Annotated in this window: 26 protein-coding genes; 6 read left to right on the top strand and 20 right to left on the bottom strand. The window is 38.1% G+C overall.

Annotated features, from left to right (window positions below; translation table 11 throughout):
* Positions 1–86: 86 nt before the first annotated feature.
* The gene (locus ACY2RU_RS01470; RefSeq protein ID WP_490136626.1) at positions 87–884 is read left to right on the top strand and encodes a class I SAM-dependent methyltransferase; all 798 of its coding nucleotides are present in this window, start codon (positions 87–89) and stop codon (positions 882–884) included.
* Here ACY2RU_RS01470 and msrA read toward each other — a convergent pair.
* The 3 genes from msrA to ACY2RU_RS01455 form a co-directional block, all read right to left on the bottom strand.
* Entirely contained in the window at positions 881–1,564 is a 684-nt protein-coding gene (gene msrA, locus ACY2RU_RS01465) for a peptide-methionine (S)-S-oxide reductase MsrA (protein WP_490136625.1), read from the bottom strand. The genes ACY2RU_RS01470 and msrA overlap by 4 nt on opposite strands.
* 110 nt (positions 1,565–1,674) lie before the next feature.
* Entirely contained in the window at positions 1,675–2,457 is a 783-nt protein-coding gene (locus ACY2RU_RS01460; protein WP_490136624.1) for a zinc ribbon domain-containing protein, read from the bottom strand.
* A gap of 3 nt (positions 2,458–2,460) precedes the next feature.
* Positions 2,461–3,555, bottom strand: a complete 1,095-nt coding sequence (locus ACY2RU_RS01455; protein WP_490137459.1) for a Nif3-like dinuclear metal center hexameric protein — start codon at positions 3,553–3,555, stop codon at positions 2,461–2,463.
* A 147-nt stretch (positions 3,556–3,702) separates the two neighbouring features.
* On the opposite strand from ACY2RU_RS01455, the gene lpxK reads away from it, so the two are divergent.
* Positions 3,703–4,716, top strand: a complete 1,014-nt coding sequence (gene lpxK, locus ACY2RU_RS01450; RefSeq protein ID WP_490136623.1) for a tetraacyldisaccharide 4'-kinase — start codon at positions 3,703–3,705, stop codon at positions 4,714–4,716.
* Here lpxK and ACY2RU_RS01445 read toward each other — a convergent pair whose 3' ends face one another.
* The 7 genes from ACY2RU_RS01445 to ACY2RU_RS01415 form a co-directional block, all read right to left on the bottom strand.
* A complete protein-coding gene (locus tag ACY2RU_RS01445) occupies positions 4,717–6,903 on the bottom strand; it encodes a response regulator (RefSeq protein WP_490136622.1) in 2,187 nt (728 codons plus the stop codon).
* Between the two features lie 77 nt (positions 6,904–6,980).
* Positions 6,981–7,979 carry a type I glyceraldehyde-3-phosphate dehydrogenase gene (gene gap / locus ACY2RU_RS01440; protein ID WP_490136621.1) on the bottom strand — a complete coding sequence of 333 codons (999 nt, stop codon included), beginning with the start codon at positions 7,977–7,979 and terminating at the stop codon, positions 6,981–6,983.
* Between the two features lie 12 nt (positions 7,980–7,991).
* On the bottom strand, positions 7,992–8,864 hold the full coding sequence (gene lipA, locus ACY2RU_RS01435; RefSeq protein WP_490136620.1) for a lipoyl synthase: 873 nt from the start codon (positions 8,862–8,864) through the stop codon (positions 7,992–7,994).
* A gap of 122 nt (positions 8,865–8,986) precedes the next feature.
* Complete coding sequence (locus ACY2RU_RS01430) at positions 8,987–10,201, bottom strand: Nramp family divalent metal transporter (RefSeq protein ID WP_490136619.1); 1,215 nt, start codon at positions 10,199–10,201, stop codon at positions 8,987–8,989.
* Positions 10,198–10,770, bottom strand: coding sequence for an RNA polymerase sigma factor (locus ACY2RU_RS01425; protein ID WP_490136618.1), 573 nt, complete (start codon positions 10,768–10,770; stop codon positions 10,198–10,200). The genes ACY2RU_RS01430 and ACY2RU_RS01425 overlap by 4 nt, the downstream gene beginning before the upstream one ends.
* Complete coding sequence (locus ACY2RU_RS01420; protein WP_490136617.1) at positions 10,761–11,855, bottom strand: glycosyltransferase; 1,095 nt, start codon at positions 11,853–11,855, stop codon at positions 10,761–10,763. Before ACY2RU_RS01420 ends, ACY2RU_RS01425 begins: the two co-directional genes overlap by 10 nt.
* A 20-nt stretch (positions 11,856–11,875) precedes the next feature.
* Positions 11,876–12,082 carry a membrane or secreted protein gene (locus ACY2RU_RS01415; protein WP_490136616.1) on the bottom strand — a complete coding sequence of 69 codons (207 nt, stop codon included), beginning with the start codon at positions 12,080–12,082 and terminating at the stop codon, positions 11,876–11,878.
* A gap of 98 nt (positions 12,083–12,180) precedes the next feature.
* Between ACY2RU_RS01415 and ACY2RU_RS01410 the strand changes: the two genes are divergently transcribed.
* A complete protein-coding gene (locus ACY2RU_RS01410) occupies positions 12,181–12,816 on the top strand; it encodes a fasciclin domain-containing protein (protein ID WP_490136615.1) in 636 nt (211 codons plus the stop codon).
* Here the strand turns inward: ACY2RU_RS01410 and murB are convergent.
* Complete coding sequence (gene murB, locus ACY2RU_RS01405; RefSeq protein ID WP_490136614.1) at positions 12,809–13,825, bottom strand: UDP-N-acetylmuramate dehydrogenase; 1,017 nt, start codon at positions 13,823–13,825, stop codon at positions 12,809–12,811. The two genes, ACY2RU_RS01410 and murB, sit on opposite strands and share 8 nt — an antisense overlap.
* Positions 13,825–15,015, bottom strand: coding sequence for a pyridoxal phosphate-dependent aminotransferase (locus ACY2RU_RS01400; RefSeq protein WP_490136613.1), 1,191 nt, complete (start codon positions 15,013–15,015; stop codon positions 13,825–13,827). Before ACY2RU_RS01400 ends, murB begins: the two co-directional genes overlap by 1 nt.
* 103 nt (positions 15,016–15,118) lie before the next feature.
* Here ACY2RU_RS01400 and ACY2RU_RS01395 point away from each other — a divergent pair, with 103 nt between their 5' ends.
* A complete protein-coding gene (locus tag ACY2RU_RS01395; RefSeq protein ID WP_490136612.1) occupies positions 15,119–16,462 on the top strand; it encodes an aspartyl protease family protein in 1,344 nt (447 codons plus the stop codon).
* Positions 16,463–16,514: 52 nt separating this feature from the next.
* Here ACY2RU_RS01395 and ACY2RU_RS01390 read toward each other — a convergent pair whose 3' ends face one another.
* Positions 16,515–16,910, bottom strand: a complete 396-nt coding sequence (locus tag ACY2RU_RS01390) for a DUF1573 domain-containing protein (protein ID WP_490136611.1) — start codon at positions 16,908–16,910, stop codon at positions 16,515–16,517.
* A gap of 126 nt (positions 16,911–17,036) precedes the next feature.
* Between ACY2RU_RS01390 and ACY2RU_RS01385 the strand changes: the two genes are divergently transcribed.
* Positions 17,037–19,667 carry a valine--tRNA ligase gene (locus ACY2RU_RS01385; protein WP_490136610.1) on the top strand — a complete coding sequence of 877 codons (2,631 nt, stop codon included), beginning with the start codon at positions 17,037–17,039 and terminating at the stop codon, positions 19,665–19,667.
* Between the two features lie 43 nt (positions 19,668–19,710).
* Here the strand turns inward: ACY2RU_RS01385 and ACY2RU_RS01380 are convergent, their stop codons facing one another.
* From ACY2RU_RS01380 to rsfS, 6 genes are all read right to left on the bottom strand, one after another.
* A complete protein-coding gene (locus ACY2RU_RS01380) occupies positions 19,711–19,980 on the bottom strand; it encodes an acyl-CoA-binding protein (RefSeq protein WP_490136609.1) in 270 nt (89 codons plus the stop codon).
* Positions 19,977–20,627, bottom strand: a complete 651-nt coding sequence (locus ACY2RU_RS01375) for a phosphatidylserine decarboxylase family protein (RefSeq protein ID WP_490136608.1) — start codon at positions 20,625–20,627, stop codon at positions 19,977–19,979. Before ACY2RU_RS01375 ends, ACY2RU_RS01380 begins: the two co-directional genes overlap by 4 nt.
* Positions 20,617–21,420: a phosphatidate cytidylyltransferase gene (locus tag ACY2RU_RS01370; RefSeq protein ID WP_490136607.1), complete on the bottom strand. Its 804-nt coding sequence runs from the start codon at positions 21,418–21,420 to the stop codon at positions 20,617–20,619. Before ACY2RU_RS01370 ends, ACY2RU_RS01375 begins: the two co-directional genes overlap by 11 nt.
* A gap of 3 nt (positions 21,421–21,423) precedes the next feature.
* Positions 21,424–22,026, bottom strand: coding sequence for an LUD domain-containing protein (locus tag ACY2RU_RS01365; RefSeq protein WP_490136606.1), 603 nt, complete (start codon positions 22,024–22,026; stop codon positions 21,424–21,426).
* Positions 22,027–22,138: 112 nt separating this feature from the next.
* Positions 22,139–24,088 (bottom strand): ATP-dependent zinc metalloprotease FtsH, encoded by a 1,950-nt coding sequence (ftsH, locus tag ACY2RU_RS01360; protein ID WP_490136605.1) that lies wholly within the window; start codon positions 24,086–24,088, stop codon positions 22,139–22,141.
* Positions 24,089–24,099: 11 nt separating this feature from the next.
* Positions 24,100–24,471 (bottom strand): ribosome silencing factor, encoded by a 372-nt coding sequence (gene rsfS, locus ACY2RU_RS01355; RefSeq protein WP_490136604.1) that lies wholly within the window; start codon positions 24,469–24,471, stop codon positions 24,100–24,102.
* Between the two features lie 84 nt (positions 24,472–24,555).
* On the opposite strand from rsfS, the gene ACY2RU_RS01350 reads away from it, so the two are divergent.
* Positions 24,556–25,287, top strand: coding sequence for a biotin--[acetyl-CoA-carboxylase] ligase (locus ACY2RU_RS01350; RefSeq protein WP_490136603.1), 732 nt, complete (start codon positions 24,556–24,558; stop codon positions 25,285–25,287).
* On the opposite strand, the gene ACY2RU_RS01345 is transcribed toward ACY2RU_RS01350, so the two are convergent.
* Positions 25,284–25,676 carry an SRPBCC family protein gene (locus ACY2RU_RS01345; RefSeq protein WP_490136602.1) on the bottom strand — a complete coding sequence of 131 codons (393 nt, stop codon included), beginning with the start codon at positions 25,674–25,676 and terminating at the stop codon, positions 25,284–25,286. The two genes, ACY2RU_RS01350 and ACY2RU_RS01345, sit on opposite strands and share 4 nt — an antisense overlap.
* Positions 25,677–25,714 lie beyond the last annotated feature (38 nt).

The following is a 25,714-nucleotide window of genomic DNA, read 5'->3' as shown; positions in this document are numbered from 1 at the left end:
AAAGTTTAGTTTTATTTGTTAAATATTATTTAATGACTTGGATAATGGTAGCATTTGTTACTTTTGAGTTAATCAAATTTTAAATTATGGACTATAAGCTGGCTTTTCAGACAAATCGGGAGACATGGAATAAAAAGGTGTCTGTTCACGCTACAAGCGATTTTTACGCGATGGACGATTTTAAAAATGGCGCAACATCTTTAAAGCATTTTGAATTAAAAGCATTAGGTGATGTTTCGGGAAAATCATTGCTGCATTTACAATGCCATTTTGGGCAAGATACCTTGAGTTGGAGTAGATTAGGAGCCAAATCTACGGGAGTTGATATTTCCGAAGAAGGCATAAAACTCGCAAATGAGTTACGTGATGAACTTCAGCTTGATGCGCAATTTGTGTGTTGTAATGTTTTAGATACAAGCAAATATGTTCAGGAGACCTTTGATATTGTATTCACGAGTTATGGAACTATTGGGTGGCTACCTGATCTAAAACCATGGGCTAAAATGATCTCAGAGCGATTACGCCCTGGTGGGACCTTTTATATAGTAGAATTTCACCCCATAGTTTGGATGTACGATTATAACGTATCACCACCTGTAATGAGGTATGGCTACCAGCAAAAAGAGGTGATCTATGATGAATACGAAGGTACGTATGCCGAGGGGGATGCTAAATTATTGAGCAAGGAATACGGCTGGAATCACGGCTTGGGCGAGGTTATTTCAAGTTTGACTGAAGTCGGACTTCATATCGATTATATGCATGAATATGATGAATCACCTTATGACGTTTTTCCGGACCTAGAAAAACAGTCCAACGGAATGTTTCGATTGCCAAATGGGCATTATCCGTTACTTTTCGAAATTAAAGCTACCAAACTTTAGTGCGCTGAATCTTCTTTTAAAAGTTCGGGGAATTTTGCTTGAAATCGTTCTAATCTAGGAATTGATACCGCACGAATATACGGGTGGTTGGGGTTGTTCTTTTCAAAATCCTGATGATAGTTCTCACCATCCCAAAACTTTTCAAAAGGAAGTACTTGTGCAGCAACCTTTCCTTTGCCAACTTCTTTTTCTAATTCGGTTATTTTAGCATCGATGATCTGTTTCTGTTCTTTGTTTTGATAAAATATAATAGAACGATATTGTGAGCCATGATCTGGTCCTTGTCCGTTTACCTGAGTGACGTTTTGAGATCCAAAGTAAACATCTACCAATTGACTAAAGCTAATGACCTTAGGGTCATAAATAATTTCTACCGCCTCGGCATGCCCTGTTCTTCCAGTATTACTGTCTTCATAAGTTGGGTTTTCGGTATGACCACCGCTGTATCCTGAGATTGACTCTTTTACGCCCTTAACACTTTCATAGACTGCTTCAACGCACCAAAAACATCCGCTCGCAAAATACGCACGTGCAAGTCCGTTTTGCAGTGGAACCTCAACGGCATTCACTTCTTTTTGAGCAATTGTTTCAGCTTCTTTGTTTTTCTCGTTAGATGATTGGCATGACGCTTGAACTGCTGCAAAAACGGTTAGTGAAAGAATAACAAGATACTTTTTCATAAGAATTGAATTTTTCTATTGGTCTTGGGAAATGTAAAAACCTTTCATGAAAAGTAATAAAAAAAGCCCTCACGGTATGTGAAGGCTTTGTTATAATTGTGTGGAAGATATTATTTCATTTTACTGAATAATGTATCCATTTTTTCTTTTTCTTCGTCTGCAAGTGCAGGATCTACTAAGATACGACCACTGTGCTCATCGGTAATGATCTTCTTACGAGATGCAATTTCCATCTGAACTTGTGGAGGAATTGTAAAGAATGAACCTCCAGAAGCACCGCGTTCTACAGCTACAACTGCTAAACCATTCTTAACATTAGTACGAATACGTTTGTAAGCTTTTACTAGTCTCTCTTCGATCTTCTTTTCGAATTTCTCAGATTCTTTGATCAAAGATTTTTCTTCTTTCTCAGTTTCGGCAAGAATTTCGTCTAATTCACCTTGTTTGTGCTTTAAGTGTTCTTCACGCTCACCAACACGGATCTTTGTTTCGTCGATAACTTCCTTCTTCTGCTCAATTTGTGCCTTTAGCTCTTTAATGTGCTTTTCGGCCAATTGAATTTCTAATTCTTGAAATTCGATCTCTTTGCTCAATGAATTATATTCACGATTGTTACGCACATTTTCTTGCTGCGTACCATATCGCTTGATCAATGTTTTTGCCTCTTCAATTAAGTTCTTCTTAGCCTTAATCTGATCTTCAATTACTTCTAGATCTGTATTCAACTTTTCTTGGCGTGTGATCATACCAGCCACTTCATCTTCAAGATCTTCAACTTCCAAAGGAAGTTCTCCACGTACGTTTCTGATTTCATCGATTCGCGAATCGATTAATTGCAGATCGTACAAAGCTCTTAATTTTTCTTCTACAGTAATTTCTGTTTTTGTTGCCATACGTTAAAAATAGCTAATAGGGTTTGTGTTTGTTTGCGCTAAAACGATTGCAAAATTACTAATTTTTTTCGTAAGGAAAGAAACTAAAAGGTCTTTTGTATACTGTTCGCTTTCGTAATGCCCAATATCTGCCAAAAGGATCTGATTTTCTGCCTTAAAAAAATCGTGATATTTTAGATCGGCTGAAACAAAAGCATCAGCACCTGCAGCTTTAGCAGCATCAATTGCAAAGCTTCCGCTTCCTCCCAAAACCGCAACTTTTTTTATTTCCTTCTGAAGTAAACCTGAATGACGAACACAGCCCGTTTTCATGGTTTTTTTGACAAAGGCCAAAAACTCGTTTTCAGACATAGCCTGTTCAAAGGTACCTATCATACCCATGCCTATTTGTTTATTTGAATTCTCAATTGTGATCACCTCATAGGCCACTTCTTCATAGCTATGTGTATTAAAAAGGGCCTGTAACACTGGTTTTTCAAGGTGCTTCTGAAATATGACCGCAATTTCTACTTCTTCTTCGATATGTAATTCACCCGGTCTTCCCTTGGTAGGTTTAGCATGCGAATTTGCTTTATAGGTTCCATTTCCGAAGCTATTAAAGCTACAATGACTATAATTGCCTAAATGTCCAGCTCCTGCTTCAAACAATGCATTACGGAGGGTTTCAGCTTCATCTTTTGGAGCGTAGGTAACTAATTTTTTTAGGGTATTTTTTTGTGGAATTAGAATACGGCGATCATTCAATCCTAATTTTTCACAAATCATGGCATTGACACCGTTATGGGCATTGTCTAATGCTGTATGAATAGCAAAAATATTGATATCATGTTTAATTGCCTTTTGTACTGTGCGTTCCACATAACTCTGACCGGTGAGTTTTTTGAGACCCGAGAAAATGATTGGGTGAAAGCTTACAATAAGGTTGCAATTTTTCTGAATAGCTTCGTCAACCACAGCTTCAAGAGTGTCAAGCGTAACCAAAATATTGGTGATCTCGGCGTGGGTATCACCCACTAAGAGTCCGGTATTGTCAAAATCCTCAGCATACTTTTGCGGGGCGAGTTCTTCCAGTACGGCAATTACTTCACTTACTTTCATGTATAGGAGTTTTGAAGTAAAGATAGTAGTTTCTGTTTGATGCTGAGTGGTGGTCGAAAGATGATGTGTTAATTGTGCGCCCAATTTTTCTTTTCGTTCTTTTTTGATTGGCCGCTTCAACTCTCGCTATTTTTGTACTTTCGTCTTATGAAGGTTTTACGCATGTTATTGTTTCCTTTTTCATTGCTGTATGGCTTGGTGATGCGCATACGAAACCTTTTTTACGATAGAGGTTGGTTTAAAAGCACTACCTATGATATCCCTATTATCTGTGTGGGAAATCTTTCGGTGGGAGGTACTGGCAAGTCACCTATGATAGAATTCCTGATAGAAACACTTCAGGACGATTATAAATTGGCAACTTTGAGTAGGGGTTATAAGCGAAAGACTTCGGGGTATTTAGAAGTTTCAGAGACAAATACAGCCAATGAGGTTGGTGATGAGCCGCTTCAGTTTAAAAAGAACTTTCCAAATGTAACGGTAGCTGTATGTGCTGATCGTCGTGAAGGTATTATAAATTTAGAACAAAAGGCAGAAGTTATCTTATTGGATGATGCCTTTCAGCATCGCAAAGTAAAAGCGTCTACAAATATTCTACTTACACCTTTTGATGATCTTTTTATCGATGATCACATGTTGCCGACGGGTAACTTACGGGAACCAAAAAGCGGTTATAAGCGCGCAGATATTATGATTGTTACAAAGTGTCCCGAACGTGTAGCGTATGCGAAGCTTCAGGAGCTAGAATATCGATTGCCTATTGCCGATCATCAGAAGTTATATTTTTCCAGAATTTCATACGACACTAATATTTATGGGGTTTCGGAAGTGCTTCCACTTGAGTATCTCGCCGACAAGTCGTTTACGCTGGTGACAGGGATTGCCAATCCAGATCCTTTGGTTTCTTTCTTGAACTCAAGAGATTTTAGTTTTGATCATGAGAAATTTCCTGATCATCACAATTTTAGCAAAACCGATCTTATAAAGCTTGAGCAGAAGCAGATCATCTTGACTACTCAAAAAGATTATATGCGTTTGCAAGGACGTTTGTCTAAATATGCTTTTTATTATCTACCTATTAGAACGCAAATTCTAAAAGGTCAGGAGGAGTTTTTAAAAGAGACAATTCACGCTCGTATAGCGAAGTTTAGAAAAGGCTAATCAGGAAACTGGAAATTTAGTGCCTTCAATGCTACGGTAGATCTTTTCAAAGAACTCTTCTGTTTTAAATGGCTTCGGAATGATCTCGTTAAAGCCAGCGCGATAGAAATCATCTAAATTCTCATCGATAGTCACAGCCGTTAAGGCAACAATTGGGATCTCCTTATTGAATTCTCTGATCTTCTGAGTTGCCTCAATACCACTAATTCCTGGCATATGAATATCCATAAGGATGACGTCGAAGGTGTGTTTTTCAACCATTTTGATGGCGTCCATTCCATTATCTGCCACCATACATTTCATCTTGTTCTTTTCCAAAATTTTCTTGGTGATCATTTGGTTGATCTTATTGTCTTCAACAACAAGAACCGAGCGATTTTCTAATGCGAGGTAATCAACTTCATATTTGGTGCCATTCGCATTGATATCGTCTTTATGTTCTTCGGAAACTTCAAAACTAATATTAAACCAGAATTTAGATCCTTGGCCTAACTGACTCTCAAGGTGAATCTTACTGTTCATAAGTTCCAATAGGTTTTTTACAATTGACAATCCGAGACCTGTGCCGCCAAATTTTCGATTGATCTGTAATGACCCTTGTGAGAACGTTTCAAAAATACTCTTCTGTTTTTTCTTAGAAATACCAACACCATTATCTTCAATTTCGAAGTGAAGAGCTACTTTTTTAGCATGCTGATCGATATGTTGCACGCGCACCGTTACATGGCCGTTTTGCGTAAATTTTACAGAATTTCCTATTAGATTGATAAGGATCTGAGATAATTTTAGAGGATCGCCTACCAGTCGTGCCGGAATACTTTCGTCGAACTCGAGGGTCAATTTATTTTTGCGATCGTCGGCAGATTTCTTTAAAGCGATAAGTACGTCGTTGATACGTTTTTTAAGGTTGAAGGTAGTTTTCTCAACTTCCACTTTGTTCGCCTCGAGCTTGTTTAGATCTAAAATATTGTTGATGAGTGATAGTAGGTAATCACCTGAGAATTTTAATGAATTTAGATGTTCCTTCTGATGTGGTTTTGGATCTTCCTCAAGCAACAAGTGTGTTAAGCCCGTTACAGCGTATAGCGGTGTTCTTAATTCATGCGTAATGGTTGATAAGAATTGCGCTTTTGCCAAGGATGCCTTTTCGGCTTTCTCTTTGGCCAATTGTAGCTCGTTGTTTTTGTCTTGCAATAGTTCATTGGCTTTTGCTCTCAAATTGTTGTTCTTGTAGAGCGAAAGAGTTAGTAGGGATAAGATAACAATAAGGGCGATACTCAAGCCCGTGGTCATTTTTGTAAAATTGATTGACTTCTGCTGTTTGTCCAAATCGTTTTTCTGATTTGCAATAATCGTATTTAGGTCTCCAATAGATTCGGAGGTAACTCCTTTAGATATGGCTTGCATATAAGAAGATGCAATAGAATCTTTACGAGAGAGATACTTATTCAATAAGGCGTTGGCCTCTTCAGTATTATTGCGGGCGATGGCTATTTGTGCTGCAATTCGGATGTTCTCAATTGTTAAACGCGTATAGTTATTCGCTTTAGAAAGAGAATCACTTTGTGCTAATACTTCTTCAATGTTATCAAGATCTTTGTCTTCCAAATTAAACAAAGCATCGGCTTTGTTACTATATGCGAAGGCCTCTTGATATTTTTTATTGTGGACTGAAAATAAGGGAATTGAAGCGTCAAGGTAGTTGAGTGCAATGGTTGTATTTCCTTTTTTTAATTCCAAAATCCCCAAGCCAAGAAGTACATCAGCGCGTTCGGCCTCTAGATCATTCTTCGCGAAATAATTGTCTGCTTCTTTTAGATATCGCTCCGAACTTTCGTATTCCTTGGTCCTTGTTAGTACAAGACCGTATAGCAACTTTACAGAAGCAAGTTTAGCAGTATCATTTAGTTTATCTAATAACGCAATAGCTTTGATGGCTTCGGAAGATGCCTTTTCGTAATTTTGAAGATAATAGTTTAAATTGGCTGTTGCATATTGAATATCAGCCTTTAACGGTTCATCGTTTATGCGTGAAGCTAGCTTCCCGGCTCTGTTAATCTTGCCAATGGCTTCATCAAAATTCTGACTCTTAGTAGCGATCAACGACTCACGTTTTAGGTCTTTGATCATGGCAATAGTATCGCTCTTCGTGCTCTGAGCAGAGGCGCTCAAGACTACGAAAATCAATAAAAATGCGAGGGTTAGATATTTGTATCTTTCGGGGTACAAGTTCATTCAGTGATGTACTTAAGCGATAAATATACTCATTTCCTCGATATTTGTAAGATTAAATCTACAATTCTTGAAGAATATCCGATCTCATTATCATACCAACCAATAATTTTTACCATTTTACCAATCACCGAAGTCATGCCTGCGTCAAAAATGCAGGAGTGCGGATTTCCGTTTATGTCAATCGAAACTATAGGATCTTCTGTGTATTGAATGATGTTTTTAAAATTACTTTCGGAAGCTTTTTTAAATGCATTATTTACTTCTGCGATCGAAACCTCTTTAGATACATTTAAGGTAATATCGGTAAGCGATCCGTTGGGTACCGGAACGCGAATACCACAACCTCCAATCACATCAGAAAGCTCAGGAAAGATCTTTGTTAATGCCTTTGCTGCGCCTGTGGTTGTAGGTACAATTGACTGCCCAGCCGCCCGCGCGCGTCTCAGATCGCGATGTGGTTGATCATGTAGACTTTGATCTGTGGTGTATGAATGTATTGTTGTAATATACGCCTGTTCTATACCACAGAGATCATTGATCACTTTTAGCATAGGTGCGGCATTATTAGTGGTGCAGGATGCGTTTGAAACGATGGTGTCTTCTGGAGTCAAAATTCCTTCATTAACGCCAAGAACAACGGTTTTAATGTCGTCTTCGGAAGGCGGAACCGAAAGAATTACCTTTTTAGCCCCGTTTGTGATATGTTTTTGAAGTTCATTTCTCAATTTGAATTTACCTGTGCATTCAATCACTATGTCGGTATTGTTCCATTGTAAGGCATTCAGGTCTTTTTCCGAAGTAAACCGAAAGGATTTTCCAGAAACAACGATATGTTTTTCTGAATAAGAGATCTCTTTATGCCAAACTCCGTGGATGCTATCGTATTTTAGGAGGTGGCTTGCCGTTTTAGTGTCCATTAGGTCGTTAACGGCAACGACCTCAATACTTGGATGATCAAAAAGCAGTCGGAAAAGATTCCTTCCAATACGTCCAAAACCGTTAATACCAACCGTGATTTTCTCTGCCATGGAAGTGATCGCTTAAGTAAGGTGTTTTTGCGCTTTGTAAGAAGAACGAACCAAAGCACCACTTTCTACATGACGAAAGCCCATTTCGAGTCCGATTTCCTCATATTTCTTGAATTGCTCTGGAGTAATAAATTCTTTTACGGGAAGATGTCTTTTTGATGGTTGTAAATATTGACCAATAGTAACAATGTCGAGATCTACTGATCGCAGGTCTTTTAATGTTTGAATGACTTCGTCTTCGGTTTCTCCTAATCCGAGCATGATACCACTTTTGGTGCGTTTTATGCCTTGTACTTTCAGATAGCGTAAAACTTCTAAGCTGCGTTCATATTTTGCTTGAATACGCACTTCACGTGTTAATCGTTTTACTGTTTCCATGTTATGTGAAACAACTTCTGGAGCTACTTCTATAATGCGGTCAATATTGCGGGTATCACCTTGAAAGTCTGGGATAAGAGTTTCTAAGGTTGTTTCGGGGTTCATTCTGCGAATGGCTTTTACCGTTTCAGCCCAAATAATAGATCCCATGTCTTTAAGATCATCGCGATCTACCGAAGTTACAACGGCGTGTTTGATCTCCATTAATTTTATTGAGCGAGCCACTTTTTCTGGTTCATCCCAATCCACTGTTTCAGGTCGTCCCGTCTTTACACCACAAAAGCCACAAGAACGTGTACAAATATTACCTAGAATCATAAAAGTAGCGGTTCCTTCCGTCCAGCATTCGCCCATGTTGGGGCAACTTCCAGACGTACAAATGGTATGTAATTTGTATTTATCTACGAGTCCGCGGAGTTCTGTGTATTTCTTACCTGTTGGCAACTTTACCCGAAGCCACTTAGGCTTAGGGGTGTGTTTTTTAGGTGCTAAAGTTTCTGTACTCATAAATTTTTTTCCTTCTTCAGTAAACGGTCGATGCTGTTAAGCAAAGGTACAATAATTAAAATTCTGAAGCCAATTTGTAAAAACTCAAAAGAGGTTGTGTTATTGTGTTTTCGAACCTGTTTTTAGTTGAAAAGTGTGGTGATGTACCAAAAACTGAAGCCAGAAAGAACGAGAATGCCAAAAAGACTAAACATTTTTAAACCTTTTGAGGGTCTCGCAGTTTGAGGGGTATGCTTTCCGTTAAGAAGTTTATAGTTTATAATAGCATAAAAAGGAGCGGTCATAAAGGAAAGTATTGTCGCAATTTTTATAAGGAGTCCCATTTCCGAAAGTAAAAAGAAAAATATAGCGAGGGTTCCTAAGACCAGTATAATGAGCCAAAGTAGGTATCCGCGTTGATATCTTGTGCCTGTTAAAATTTCCGAAGTAATATGCATCACTCGAGGGGACGCATCTAAGGTAGTTAGGGTAGTGCTAAACATGGTCATCAAAGCTGCTATCCCAATGACCACCTTGGCGCCATCGCCAAGGCTGTGAGCATACATACCTATTAATTGGTTGGCAAATTCACCACCTTGAGGAGAAAAACGCTCGCCACTTTTAAACATGACAAGGGCGCCTAAGGCCAAAAATGCGATGGCTAATACAGTTGTTGCAACATAGCCAACGTTAAAGTCGAATAAGGCATCTTTTTGATTGATTCCTGCAGTGGTTTTGTTCTTTTCAACGGTCCAGATAGACTGCCAAATGGAAATGTCTAAGGGTGCAGGCATCCATCCCATAAAGGCGATCAAGAACGCGATTGAAATCGGGTCTGTTGGTAGTGTTTGAGCGAAGGAGATGCTAGTTTCGGGTTTTATGGCTAAACCAACTGCAATACAAGTGCTTATGGTCAGGCAAATAACGATCACCTTCATTAAGGTGTCTAGAAAGGCATATCGGCCGATAATCAAAATGGTAAAGCAAATACTAAGAATGATGGCGGTCCAGAAAACGATCGAGCCTCCGCCAAATAAAGTAGTTGCAATTCCTGCAGTTACAATGGTTACTGCAGTTTGAATAGTAAACATTGTGGCGAATGATAATATAAAATAGGTGATGAGTACACCTTTTCCCATTTTGCGATAACCTTCCAGTAAACTCTCGCCAGTCGCAGCGGCGTAACGCGTGCCGTATTCAAAGAAGGGATATTTTACCAAATTGATAAGTAACAGCGCCCACAACAACCCGAACCCAAAATCGGCTCCAGCTCGTGTTGACTGAACAAGATGTGAGACACCTATGGCGGCGCCGGCAAACAAAAATCCAGGTCCGAACCTTTTAAGCGTTTTGATCACCTGTTATTTTTTTGGGTAATAAGCTCGAGTAGTAACTTACGTGCTCGCAGTAAGCGCACTTTTACATTATTGAGCGGTTCATCGAGTGTTTCAGCTATTTCATTATAGCTCATTTCCTGAAAATATCTTAAATTAATAACCTCTTGATAATGAGGTTTAAGTTGTTTGATGTGGCGTAGTAATTTGGCTAAATGCTGCTCGGTGATAAGTTTATCCTCAGGTGTTGGAGAGTCGTCGGGTATTTTCTGAATTTGTTCGTCGCTTGTATCTGTAGTATTCGAATAAATAGAAGCATTTTTTTTACGAGTCTTATCTATTTGGATATTTTTCGAAATAGTGATCAACCACGTACTGAAGGTGTATTTTTCATTAAACGTTTCAATTTTGTCGAATGCTTTGGCGAAGGTCTCGATAGTGATGTCTTCGGCATCATATTCATTTCGAACACGGTTTAATTGGAATCCATAAACTTGATTCCAAAATTGATTGACTAGGGCATTGAACGCACTTTGTTCGCCTTGTTTTGCCTTTTGAATTTCTTTAAGAAGTGTGTCTTCGTTTATTTCCAACGAGATGGTTTTGATCGAGTATTAGAAATAAAGATACTCAATTGTACTAAAAGAAGAAACAAATCGAGAAGCGGAAGTAGATAGATTATATCTTTCTCTTTCAAATTTTTTGAACTCTTACCTATAACGATCCATTGTAAAAGCAAACGCAGAGCAATGATAAGAGTGGGTATTTGCCAATTGAGTATTAATAAAGATGCTAAAGCAAGTCCCCAAAATAAGAGGTTCGCTAGGTAATAAAGCGTCAACAAAAATTTATGTTTGGGTTTGTAGAATTTTGCAGTACTAATATGACGTCGTTTTTGATGAAACCATGCGTTCCAGGTTTCTTTAGGTGTTGAATATGTAAAGGCGGCTGCTTCTGTACAAATGGCAGTGTTAGTTCCTGTTGCCGTTTCGTTTACAAATAGGTCGTCATCACCACTTGCTAGTTTTATGTGTGATATAAATCCGTTATTGGCATAGTATAGGTTGGATGTATAAGCAAGATTTCGTCCAACACCCATATAAGGAATACCAGCTTTTGCATACGAAAAATACTGAGTTGCGGTTAACACTGTTTCAAAACGAATAAGCATATTGAGCAGCCCTTTGCGTTTTTTATAGCCGCCATAGCCTAACACGAGCTGCTTTTCCGTAGAAAATTTAGATGCCATAATAGCTAACCATTGGGAAGACGCTGGTACGCAATCGGCATCTGTAAAAATCATACATTTGTTTTTTGCTCTTTTGATTCCAAGGGTTAGCGCATATTTCTTATAGCCCCAAAACGCTTCATTGTTTTCAACATTGACGATCTGAATACGATCGTCCTGTTCTTGAAATTGTTCCATGATCTCTAAAGTATCATCGGAAGAGGCATCATTTATAAGGATGATCTCGAAATTTGGATGGTCTTGTTTAAGAAAGGAGGGTAGGTTATTCTTAAGGTTTTCGGCTTCATTTTTTGCACAGATAATAAGCGAAACAGGAAAATACGTTAACGTTTTTTCTTCGGAAGTTTTATGAAACGAAAATTTAGAAAATAAAAGGTAAAAACCGCAATTTATTATAACCACGATTGCCAATGCGTAGAGTAGCATCATGCTAGTGAAAAGGCGTTAATTTATTTGGTATGTGTTTCTTCGGAACAATTTCCGAATTGCTCCGGGGTTTTTCCGCAGAAACTACAATTGTCACCATCTTTATTTAAAAACGGACTCTGACTCGCACAGGTTCCGGCGAATTTTCCATCCTTTTTTGCCCAAAGCTTTATGGCAATGCCTCCAACGGCAAGTAATAATAAGAGTAGAGTTATAAGTAAAAGGCCCATGTGTACAATTATTAGGCTACAAAAGTACAATCTTTCTTGTTGATTTGCATGCATTTTGACTATTTTTAGCCTTTCTATTTTTAACTAAACTTATACCCATGATGCGTCGTATATCTATTCTTTTGTTCTTGTCAATTGCCTTGTATTCTTGCAAAGAAGATCCTAAAAAAGTTGCTGAAGCTCAAGAAGCAATTATCATGGAAGAAAACAAGAAAAGGGCGGAAGCCGAATTTGAAGTTAAGAAAGCTGAGGCGAAAGTTCAACTCAATAGTGTTATGTCGAAACTAATGCAAACCCCAGATGTTTCTGTGTTTACAAGTGCTTTGGTTACAGCAGAATTGACAGATACCTTACTTAAAGGTGAGGGTCCGTATACAGTTTTTGCTCCTATATCAAGTGCTTTTGATTTACTAAAGAATGAAGAGTCGAGTATACTTACAACGGCCGATCGTAGATCAGAATTGGTAGCCCTGCTTCAATCACATATTGTAAGTGGAAGAATGGATTCTGTTGCCTTGGTCAAAAATATTCGTGAGGGTAATGGTAGCTTTGCTATGAAGACGCTTTCTGGCGAAACATTAACAGCCTTAAAAAGTGGAATGGATATCGTAATTAAAGATTCTCAAGGGGTGCGAGCTGTTGTTGGGAAGAGTGACATTACGGGTTCAAACGGTGTGATTCATGTGTTAGATAAGGTGCTTGCCGTTAAAAAGGTTGAAAATACGCCTAAATAATATTTACTTCGGGTTCGATATAAATATCGAATTGATCTTTTACTTTTTTCTGAATTAACTGTGCGAGATCCCAAATGTCTTGTCCGCTGGCATTACCATAATTCACCAATACAAGTGCTTGTTTTGCATGGACGCCTGCATCTCCGAAGCGTTTGCCTTTTAGGCCCGTTTGCTCAATGAGCCAACCAGCTGGAATTTTAAATTGGGTTGGAGAAACTTCGTAAAAGGGAGCCTTCGGAAACCGCAACCGAAAATTTTGAAAGCTAGACGCGTCCACCACAGGATTCTTAAAAAAGCTTCCGCTATTTCCCAATTCTTTTGGGTCTGGAAGTTTCGATTGTCGGATAGCTATTACGGCTTCAGAAACATCAGCAATAGAAGGGTCATTGATATTTTTGCTCGCTAAAGCTGCTTCAATTGCACCATAATTTGTTTGTATTTTATGGTTCTTTTTGGTTAGTTCAAAGGTTACGCTTGTAATGATGTATTTACCTTTTTCCTGATTCTTAAAAATACTATTGCGATACCCAAATTGACACTCTTGATTGCTAAAAGTTTTGATTTTGTTTGTAGCGATTTCGGCGGCTTCACAAGAAATAAATACATCCTTGAGTTCAACTCCATAAGCGCCAATATTTTGAATGGGAGCGGTACCTACGTTTCCTGGAATAAGTGATAAGTTCTCTACGCCCCCATAGTTATGTTGAATGCAGTACTGCACTAGACCGTGCCAGTTTTCTCCTGACATAACCTTGAGGTGAACAGTTTCTTCATTCTCTGAAACAATCTCGATTCCCTTACTATTAATATGAACAACAAGCGCATTAATATCATTAATTAGAAGCATATTGCTTCCGCCTCCTAATATGAATAGCTGCTCATTGGGATATTCCTTGAGAATTTGTAGTATTTCCGCGGTGTTTTCCGCAGCGACAAAAGATCGAGCTTTTGCATCAATCCCGAAAGTATTGAAAGCTTTTAGTGATTTGTTCTTTTCAATTTTTAGCATCAATCGCGGTATACTTCTAAGGCTTTCTTTAGAATAGAAACAGCTTTTATTAAACTCTCTTTGTTTAAAACATAAGCGATCCTGATTTGGTTGCGACCTGCCCCTTCCGAAGAATAAAATCCGGCTGCTGGCGCTACCATGATGGTTTGCCCATCAACATCAAAATCTTCTAAAAGCCATTGCGCGAAGTGGTCGCTATCTTTAATTGGGAGTTGCGCGATACAGTAAAATGCACCTTTTGGGTGTCCTACCTTAACTCCAGGAATACCTTCAAGGCCTTTTATTAATATATCCCGACGTTCTTTATATTCTGAGATCACCTCGTCAAAATAGCTTTGTGGTGTTTGTAAAGCCGCTTCACTTGCGATCTGGGCAAATGTTGGCGGACTAAGACGTGCCTGTGCAAATTTTAAGGCAGTACGTATGACTTCCTTATTTTTTGAAACAAGACAGCCAATTCGAGCGCCGCACATACTGTAGCGTTTTGAAACGGAATCGATAATTATACCATTTTCGGCTAAACCTGCTTCTTCAAGTATTGAATAATGTTTTTCGCCATCGTAAACAAATTCTCTATACACTTCGTCGGCAACCAAAAAAAGATCGTGTTCTATTACTATAGCCGCTAGTTTTTGAATTTCTTCTTTAGAATAGAGATACCCTGTTGGATTTCCAGGATTACAGATAAGAATTGCTTTTGTTTTAGGTGTAATAAGTTTTTCAAATTCTGAAATAGGAGGTAAAGCAAAGTTATCTTCGATTTTTGAGATCACAGGAACGATCTTTACGCCTGAGGCTGTAGCAAAACCGTTGTAATTAGCATAAAATGGCTCTGGTATAATGATTTCATCACCTGCATCTGCGATACTTCCCATGGCAAAAAGTAAGGCTTCACTTCCACCTGTAGTCACAATAATGTCATCTGCTGTAACTGGAATGTTGTTTCGATTGTAATAATCTGCGATCTTATTTCTGTAACCTTCAGATCCTTCCGAGCGCGTATAGGCTAAGATATCTAAACTATGGTTCATCACTGCATCCATGGCTATTTGAGGCGATTTGATATCGGGTTGACCAATGTTGAGGTGAAATACAGTTTTGTTGGCTTTATAGGCCTTTTCAGCAAATGGAACCAGCTTTCTAATAGGTGATTCCGGCATGTTTTTTCCTTTAATTGAAACAGCTGGCATATTGTCTACATTTAATTACAAAGTTGCGAAAATAATTTATAATAGCATACCCTCTCAGACAGCCGATTCAACTTTTTTTAATATCTTGATACTATTAGTCTATATGAAGAAGAGTGTTACATTTTTATGCCGTTTATTAATCCTGCTTTTGGGTATTTCAACAATGTTGGGTCAGGCTGGTTTTAAACTGCCGAATGAAGTTGATCGAACTAAAATAAAATTTGAGTTGGTCAATAATCTGGTGGTCATACCAGTAAAAGTCAATGGAACTCCACTTAATTTTATTTTAGATAGTGGTGTTAATTCAACCATTTTATTTGCCTTTAAAGAGGTAGATTCGGTAGAAATAAGAAATGTAAAACCTGTTAAGTTGAAGGGCTTAGGCGAAGGAGGAAGCGTTGATGCTTTAAGGAGTGAGGGGAATTTAATGGAGATTGGCCAAACAAAGAATAAGCAAAGTACCCTCTATGTTATCTTTGATGACGATCTAGATTTTTCATCTCGTATGGGAACTTCCATTAACGGGATCATTGGATACGATTTTTTTAAAAAGTTTATTGTCAAGACCAACTATGTGAACAAAAGTATTTCGGTGTATGAGCCAGCTGCTTATGTTCCAAAAAAATGCAGAAAGTGCCAAACGTTTCCTCTAATTTTTAATCAAAGGAAGCCTTATATTACGCTACGCGACACACTTTCGGAAGAAAACACTGAACATGTTCTGCTAGTAGATTCTGGATCTAGTGATGCGCTGTGGTTGTTTGACGAGGCTAAACATATTGATACAATACAGAAAAACTATTTTGATGACTTTTTAGGTCTAGGTCTTAGTGGCAATGTCTACGGAAAAAGATCAAAATTGCCTGCATTTCAATTGGGTAAATTTGAATTAAAGAATGTGAAGGTTGCTTATCCTGATGCTCGATTTCTTGAAAATATAAGGCAATTTAAAGAGCGTGATGGAAGCATAGGTGGTGACCTTTTAAAACGATTTACTGTAACCATGGATTACGCGGGTAAACAAATGATTTTAAAGAAGAACGCTAATTATAAGACCCCTTTTCATTATAATATGAGTGGGTTGGTCATTGAGCATGATGGTATGGTTTTAATAAAAAACTTTGAAAATCCAAATAACGCCGTTATTTCTAATAAGCGGGAGCACGATACAAACGGTATGGTAACGATTAATTTAGGCACTATTGTCACCAAGCTTTTGGCACCTCGATATGTTATAGCCGAGGTTAGAAAAGGTTCTCCTGCAGATCTCGCCGGACTCTTAATAGGTGATATTGTATTAACGGTTAATGGAAAGCCAGCACAGCGCTATCGTTTACACGAATTGATCTCTATGTTTTCAAGCGTAGCAGGCAAAAACATTACCTTAAAAATAGAACGAAATGGAGTAGAGTCTAGCGTAAAGTTTAAACTTAAAAAGGTGATATAAAAAAAGCCGGCTTCTTTGGAAACCGGCCTTTTAACATTTTACTCTTTTCTATTTACTTTGTTTTCTCAAGTAAACTTTTATCGCCAGCCATTACTTCTCCTTTGATCTTAAGAGCTTTAATAGCTTCATCAGCGTTAGAATAAACGGTTACCGTTTTTCTAATTGGTCCAACGCGATTTGTGTCATATTTAACCTGGATAGTACTAGAAGCTCCTGGAGCAATTGGTCCATCTGGTTTTTTTGGAACTGTACAGCCGCAACTTGACTTTACGTCATTAATGATAAGTGGTGCATTTCCAGTGTTTGTAAATTCAAAAACACGAACACCATCGCTGCCTTTAGCGATTTCACCGTAGTCTACAGTATCTGATTTAAATTCAATTTTTGCCTGAGCTTTAGCGGCATAGCCAACTAAAGCAACTAACATAACTAGAACTAATTTTTTCATAATTTCTATAATTTAGGATAAGCTAAAATAAGTAATCTCCACACGTCGTGCAAAATAAGTTATTCACTTTTATAATCTTTAAGATATACCTACTTTTGCCTACTTAGTTCAAAAATCAGACCAAAAATGGCTTTAGAGGCAAAATATAGTACGCAAGAGGTTGAAAATAAATGGTATAGTTACTGGATGGAACATAACTATTTCCATAGTGAAGTAGATGAGAGAGAGCCATATACTATAGTAATTCCTCCGCCAAATGTGACAGGAGTGTTGCATATGGGACATATGCTGAATAATACATTGCAAGATGTATTGATACGTCGTGCGCGTCTCCTTGGTTATAATGCCTGCTGGGTTCCAGGAACAGACCATGCGTCTATAGCAACAGAGGCAAAGGTTGTGGCTAAGTTGAAAGCCGATGGAATAGAAAAGTCAAGTCTTACGCGTGAGCAGTTTTTAGAACATGCATGGGAGTGGACTCATAAGCACGGAGGTATTATTTTGGAACAGCTTAAGAAACTGGGAGCGTCCTGCGATTGGGAACGAACCAAATTTACTATGGATGACGAGATGTCGGCTTCTGTAATTAAGGTTTTTGTTGATTTGTATAACAAAGGAGTAATTTATCGTGGATATCGCATGGTAAACTGGGATCCTGAAGCGCAAACGACACTATCTGATGAGGAAGTTAACCATGTTGAACGTCAAGGTAATCTATACTATCTCAATTATAAAATTGAAGACAGTGATTCTACCTTAACTATTGCTACAACAAGGCCTGAGACTATTTTAGGAGATACAGCTATTTGTATTAACCCTAATGATGAACGCTTTCAGCATTTAAAAGGTAAAAAGGCTATTGTACCTATCTGTAATCGTGTCATTCCTATTATTGAGGATGAATATGTCGATATTGAATTTGGAACCGGATGCTTAAAGGTAACACCAGCTCATGACGAAAATGATAAGAATTTAGGTGATAAACACGGTTTGGAGGTTATTGATATCTTAAATGATGACGCCACTTTGAATAGCTTCGGAATGCATTATAAAGGTAAAGATCGGTTTGTAGTTCGAAAAGAGATCGTTCAAGAACTTGACTCTTTAGGTGTGTTGGCTAAGGTTGAAACACACACCAATAAGGTAGGGACCAGTGAGCGTACCGGTGCGATTATAGAGCCGAAATTAAGCGATCAATGGTTTTTGAAGATGAAAGACCTTGCGCAACCTGCACTTGACGCTGTTTTGGAAAATGAAGTTCATCTTGTTCCAGAAAAATTTGTAAGTACTTACCGTTATTGGATGGAAAATGTTCGTGATTGGAATATCTCACGTCAGTTGTGGTGGGGACAACAAATACCAGCCTATTTTTTCGGAGATGGTGCCGATGACTTTGTTGTTGCCGAAACCAAAGAAGAAGCTTTGGTGTTAGCTCAGAAAAAATCTGGAAATACAACGCTCACAAGTACAGACCTGACACAAGATCCCGATGCACTTGATACGTGGTTTTCATCATGGTTATGGCCTATTAGCGTATTTAATGGAATTCTTGAACCAGACAACAAGGAGATAAATTACTACTATCCCACTAACGACCTGGTAACAGCTCCCGAGATCTTGTTTTTCTGGGTAGCACGAATGATCATTGCGGGCTACGAATTTAGAAATGAAAAACCTTTTACAAACGTATATCTCACAGGAATTGTTCGCGACAAGCAACGTCGGAAAATGAGTAAATCGCTGGGGAATTCTCCAGATCCCATCGAGTTGATGAAAAAACATGGTGCTGATGGCGTGCGTGTGGGAATGCTGTTGAGTTCTCCCGCTGGAAACGACCTTATGTTTGATGAAGATCTTTGTAAGCAGGGAAGTGGTTTTGTAAATAAAATATGGAATGCTTACCGTTTGATTGATGGATGGGAAGTTTCCGAAGCACTTGAAGAAGTAGAGACATCGAAGATCGCAGTTTCTTGGTATGAAGCAAAATTTCAAAAGACATTGATCGAAATTGAAGATCACTACGGGAAATATCGTATTAGTGATGCTTTAATGTCAACCTATAAGTTGATTTGGGACGATTTCTGCTCTTGGTTTCTCGAAATGGTCAAGCCAGGATATCAACAGCCTATCGCTGCAAAAACAAAGGCAAAGGTGATTGCAATTTTGGAGAATAACTTAAAGGTACTACATCCTTTTGTTCCTTTTATTTCTGAAGAGATCTGGCAACATATTTCTAAACGTACTCCAGAAAATGCCTTGATTGTTAGTTCGTGGCCAGAAATAGCTTCATTTGATGCTGAAGTGATATCAGATTTTGAGTTTGCTTCGGAAGTGATCTCAGGGGTTCGAACTATCAGAAAACAGAAAAACATTTCCTTTAAGGACGCAATAGAGCTTTCGGTGATCAACAATGATAAGGCATCAACCTCTTTTGATGCTGTTATTTGTAAACTGGGGAACATTTCTCAGTTAAATTATGTTGATGAGGCTGTAGAAGGTGCCTTGACATTCCGGGTAAAATCTAATGAATACTTTATCCCAATTGAAGGAGCCATTGATGTAGATGAAGAGATCGCTAAACTTTCCGAAGAACTCAAATATACCGAAGGATTCTTAAAAAGTGTTCAAGGAAAACTCAAAAATGAGCGTTTTGTAAGTGGTGCTCCAGAAGCTGTTGTAGCGATTGAAAAGCGTAAAGAAGCAGATGCGTTGGCGAAAATTGAGACCTTAAAGGCGAGTTTAGCCAGTTTAAAATAACGCCTAGGCTGTTATGAGATCTTTTTAAGAATACTGAATAACCTTATTTTCTGTATAAGAAATAATGGTTAACCGTTTCAATGTACATTTTTTTAGCTTCATCAGGATCGAGCTCACGCGCTTGAAACAAGGCGTTTGTTTTAAAAGCTCCTATTAGTGGGTTGCTACTACGGCCATACATATCGGTTGAGTTTGTAGCCCGCTTATAATATGCGTACAGTTTTAACAGCACATCTGCTGGAAAGGGTTCTTTGTGAGCGTTAATATGCTCAACAGCCGCTAAAAAAGTAGTATGTAACTCATCTTTTGTCATGCGTTTGCCAATACAGTAATTCCCCCTTTTACTTTTTGATTTAATTGTACAGCTACTTTTGAATCTATTGGTAGAAATACATCTACCCGAGAACCAAACTTAATAAAGCCACTATCGTCTGTTTGTTGGGCTATGTTACCTTCTTTGGCGTAATTTACGATACGCTTTGCCAAGGCTCCAGCAATTTGTCTATGCAGTACGTCGCCAAACTTCTCTGATCGCACAACAACTGTTGTACGCTCGTTTTCTTCGGAAGATTTGGGGTGCCAAGCAACTAGAAATTTACCAGGATGATATTTGCTGTAAACAATCTCGCCACCAACTGGATAACGAGTCACGTGTACATTTATAGGTGACATGAATACAGAGATCTGAAGTCGTTTTTCATTGTAGTATTCTTTTTCAAAAACCTCTTCAATTACAACTACTTTTCCATCTACGGGTGATAATACCTCATTTGAATTAGGGGCAAAGCGACGCTTCGGATTCCTAAAAAATTGCAGAATTAGTATTAGAAATAACACTAGAGCGATAATGATTCCTCCTTTGAAGACTGAATTTTCAACAAAGTAATGGGCTGCTAAGCTCAGGGCTATACACAACGCAAGTGCGATGATAATGATTTTTGATCCTTCTTTATGAAACATATTGTACAATTTCTAGAAAAGCGTAAACAAACGGACTCGCATAGATAATGCTATCTAGTCTATCAAACAAGCCTCCGTGTCCTGGCATAATTACACCGCTGTCTTTTACACCGGCTTGTCTTTTAAATTTTGATTGAATTAAGTCGCCAATAGTGCCAAAAACGGCGATTATAATGGCAAGGCCTATCCAAGTTTTTAGTTCGAAAATATTCGTGTATTTAAAGATAATAAAACTAGCTAAGATGGCTCCTGCTAATCCGCCCAAAAACCCTTCGATCGTTTTTTTAGGGGAAATGCGCTCGAGCAGTTTGTACTTTCCGAAGTTTTTTCCAATGAGATAGGCAAAAGTATCATTACTCCAAATGATTATAAATACGCTCATAAGGATCTCTGGCATGAATACTCCATTCTGAACCGGAATATTCGTTAGAAATACAAAGCCGCTAATTAAGTAAAAAATAACCACGATATATTTCTTCTTTTCAAACATCGGGATCTTGGAAGTCCAAAGAACATCTTTCAGTAGAAATAAATTCACAAAGCAGCAGAGGATAATGAGCAATAGCAAGGCATTGCTATCCCAGATATTATAACTAAAAAAGTAGAAGGCCAATGCCATAAGGGCGTAGGCTAAATAGCTTTTTAAATGAATAAGTTTTAGAAATTCGCTTAGGGTGATCATTGCCAAGCAGCAGAATAAGAGTAAGAATAACTCACGCGAAATGAACATCGATACAATTACGACAGCCACATAGATAGCTCCCGATAAGCCTCGCACGATGTATTCCTTCATAGATTATAAGTCTTCCAATAGCAGCAAATATAAGTTTTTTGTGCTACTTCCATAACTCATAAAGTCCTTTTCTTTTTCGGTTTCAAAGTCCTGAATGGTGGTGATATTACTTGGAATATGCCCTTCGCACTGGTTCTTTATGGTTCTAAGTCCCTCGCTTATAGTGTCAACCAATTGGCTAGTAGTGGCGAAGATGATAAAGTTGGTAGGAAGTTCGTTTAATTTTTTTTCTTTAATCTGATTTGAAGAGAGCAGAATTGATCCATTGGTTGCCACCAAAGATTCACATGTGGATAGGAAAAAAGTAGCATTAGCCTTTTTTCCGAAGCTTAAATTAAAGCCTTCAAATCTATCTTTTAGTTGTTCATTGATACAGAATACTTCTTTTTCATACCAATCGTTTTCGAGTAGGATGTTATCAAATGCCTCTAGAACTTCTTCCAGATTTTCGCAATAAAGAAACTTTCCACCGTTGCGATTAAAGTGATAGGTAAATTTTTCATCAACGGGTAATTTTTCTTCTGGATAATATTTACCTCGATCAGAAATACCAGCTTTCTGATTTGATTTACCTTTGGGGTTTAAAAGTCTTTTGAACAGACTCATTTAGTGAATTTTGAGGATTTCATGTATGCAATAGCTTCAAATATATAAAAACTAAAGCGAAGTTGTGTTAGGTAAATTCTAAAGTTTAGCCTTTCGGCAAAAACAATTGCTGCTAAGTAGCAGCAATTGTTGGTTCTTCAGGCTTATTAAACGGTCTCTCCCCAAAGATTCGTTCTAAGCTCTCTTTAAATATGACTTCTTTTTCTAATAATTCATTAGCTAGAAGTGTCAATTTATCTTTATTGTTCTCCAATAATTTGATAGCACGTTGATATTGCTCTTCAATAATATTTGAGATTTCCTTATCGATCATTTCGGCTGTACTTTCGCTGTACGGCTTTGTGAATCCGTATTCGGTTTGTCCAGATGAATCGTAATAGGTAATGTTTCCAAGTTTTTCATTAAGACCATATATGGTCACCATAGCTCGAGCTTGTTTTGTAACCTTTTCAAGATCACTAAGAGCACCAGTAGAAATTTGATTGAAAATAACCTTTTCAGCAGCACGTCCACCCATAGTGGCACACATTTCGTCAAGCATTTGCTCTGGTCTCACAATAAGACGTTCTTCTGGTAAATACCAAGCAGCACCTAATGATTGACCTCGTGGAACAATAGTAACTTTTACCAATGGAGCAGCGTGTTCGAGCATCCAGCTTACTGTTGCATGACCAGCTTCGTGAAAAGCGATGGCTTTCTTTTCGCCAGGAGTGATAATTTTATTTTTCTTTTCTAAACCACCAACAATTCGGTCTACGGCATCTAAGAAATCTTGTTTTCCTACCGCTTTCTTTTCTTTACGGGCTGCAATAAGTGCAGCTTCATTACAAACATTTGCAATATCTGCACCTGAGAATCCAGGAGTTTGTTTAGAAAGGAAATCTGTATCGAGGTTTTCTTCTTTTTTAATAGGCCTAAGGTGAACTTCAAAAATTTCTTTACGTTCTCGTACATCTGGTAGATCAACATAAATTTGTCTGTCAAAACGTCCAGCACGCATAAGCGCTTTATCGAGCACGTCGGCGCGGTTTGTTGCAGCTATTACAATAACGTTACTATTCGTTCCAAAACCATCCATCTCAGTTAGAAGTTGGTTTAGGGTGTTTTCACGCTCATCATTAGAACCTGAAAAGTTATTTTTTCCACGGGCACGACCTATGGCATCAATTTCATCAATAAATATGATAGAAGGTGATTTTTCTTTGGCTTGTTTAAAAAGATCACGAACACGGGAGGCTCCTACACCTACGAACATTTCAACAAAATCTGAACCTGACAATGAAAAGAAAGGAACTTTTGCTTCTCCAGCAACGGCTCTAGCTAATAAAGTCTTACCAGTTCCAGGAGGGCCTACTAATAAGGCTCCCTTCGGAATTTTACCACCAAGAGCAGTATATTTTTCAGGGTTTTTAAGGAAATCTACAATTTCTTGAACTTCTTCTTTGGCTCCTTCAAGTCCTGCGACATCTTTAAACGAAGTTTTGACATCGGTCTTTTCATCGAAAAGTTTGGCTTTTGATTTTCCTATATTAAAGATCTGACCTCCGGCGCCACCGCCAGCTCCAGACGACATACGTCTCATGATGAATATCCAAATACCAATAATAATTACAAAAGGGAGTAGAGTAAGCAAGACATCCATCATCTTGTTCTCTTCTGTATCCCACATTACCGTAGGTGCAACATTACTTTCTTCTTCTATAGTATTGATGCTATTTTCGAAATTTTGAAGATCTCCGAACTCAAATTGATAATCGGCATCGCCAGCATTTTCCAAAATTCCACCGCCTTTGGTTTTGGCGTGAATTTCCTTCGTTTTGGCTTCTTCTGTCAAATATACCTTAGCGATCTTTCTATTGATGATTTCTATTTTAGCAACATCGCCGTCACGTAAATATTGTTCAAAATCGGCCCTAGACGTGTCTTTGGGCTGTGACCAGCTACTTCCTCCAAAAAATTGAATACCAATAAACGCCAAAAATATGGCGGCATAGATCCAGTACGGACTAAATTTTGGTTTTTTGATTTCGGGTTTGTTATTTTTTTTATTTTCTTCGGCCATGTGGCGTTTTTTTAGTGCGTTGTTTGTATTTTAACTTGTTTGGCATCTCCCCAAAGACCTTCGATATCGTAAAATTCTCGAATGTGTTTTTGGAAAACATGAACCACCACATGCACATAGTCCATGAGGATCCACTCGGCATTATCACTTCCTTCTATATGCCAAGCTTTCTCGTGTAATTCTTTGCTAACGGTTTTTTGAATGGAATTTACGATCGCGTTTACCTGCGTATTTGAAGTACCACTGCAGATAATAAAATAGTCGCAAACTGTATTTTCAAGCTCTCTAAGGTCAAGTATTTCAATGTCTTGTCCTTTTACATCTTCAATTCCTATAATAATATTGGTGATGAGTTGATCTGTGTCTTTTTCTTTTTTTGGCATTAAAAAAATTTATTTGTGCAAAGTTATTACTTTTTTGTTTCTTGAAACAGCTTAAAACGCAATAGTAAAGCAATTTTTTTCTCTATGAAGATAATCAAACTTAGTGCCACTTCTTCTACCAATTCATATCTGAAATCGCTTCTGAAAGAAGTGTCAATTGAAGACGAAACGGTGATTAGTGCGCGGGAGCAAACAGCAGGTCGCGGACAACAAGGTGCTTTGTGGCAATCACAAACGGGTAAAAGCCTTGCCTTTAGTGTCTTCAAGCGATTTAATTCTCTTGCCGTCTCTCAACAATTTGTACTTTCAATGGCTGTGTCATTAGCTGTTCAAGATGCCCTAAATAGGTTGGGTGTGCCTAGTGTTACTGTCAAATGGCCTAACGACATATTGTCAGATAACAAAAAGATATGTGGAATTTTAATTGAAAATACAATTGAAGGGTCCCAAATTGCTTCGTCAATCATTGGTATTGGTGTCAATGTTAATCAAACAGAATTTGATAATTTGCCCCGTGCAGGTTCTCTTAAAATGTGTACAGGTACTTCCTATGATCTGGATGAAGTACTTCAGAAAGTTGCAAGCGCAATTGTTTTTGAGCTAAATAAACTCACAGCTAGTTCTATTTCCGAAGTAAAACAACGCTATGAAACGCTTCTATTTAAAAAGAATAGTATCGCCGTTTTTGAAAATTCGGCTGGAGAACGTTTCAATGCCTGTATAATTGGCGTTAGTGATATGGGGCAGCTCATCATTCAAACCGAAGATGAATTGCAACAACAGTACAATCTTAAAGAAATAAGTCTGCTTTATTAAAGCCCTTTCATATTTTCGGAAAGTGTCTCGATAAACTTGCTAATTGGACTTTTGATCATCATAGCCATCATCGGATTAAAGTCTCCGGAAAAGAGAAGTTCAGCTTCACTTGTGGCTTCCGAAGTCTCATTGATATTGGCGGTGAGGGTAAAAGGGAGTTTCTCACTCATGGCGCCTAATACTACTTTATTCGGACTCTCAACTTCTTTCAGTTCCAATGCAATTTCAGGCATCCCTTTTAAAGCAAAAACAAAGGCTTTTTCGTTGATCACTTCAAATTTGCTTATGTTCTCAGGCATTAACACCTTGAAATTCTTAACATCACTAAGAAAATCACAAAGGTCGGTAGCCGATTTCTGAACGGTAACTTTTTTACTGTTTAAATTCATCTTTTAATTAAAATTTAGGAATAGAGTAGTACAATAAT

The organism is Ulvibacter sp. 2305UL32-6 (assembly GCF_058148545.1).
Note: the sequence above shows the minus strand (reverse complement) of the source record. Positions and strands in the feature narration are given on the sequence as shown.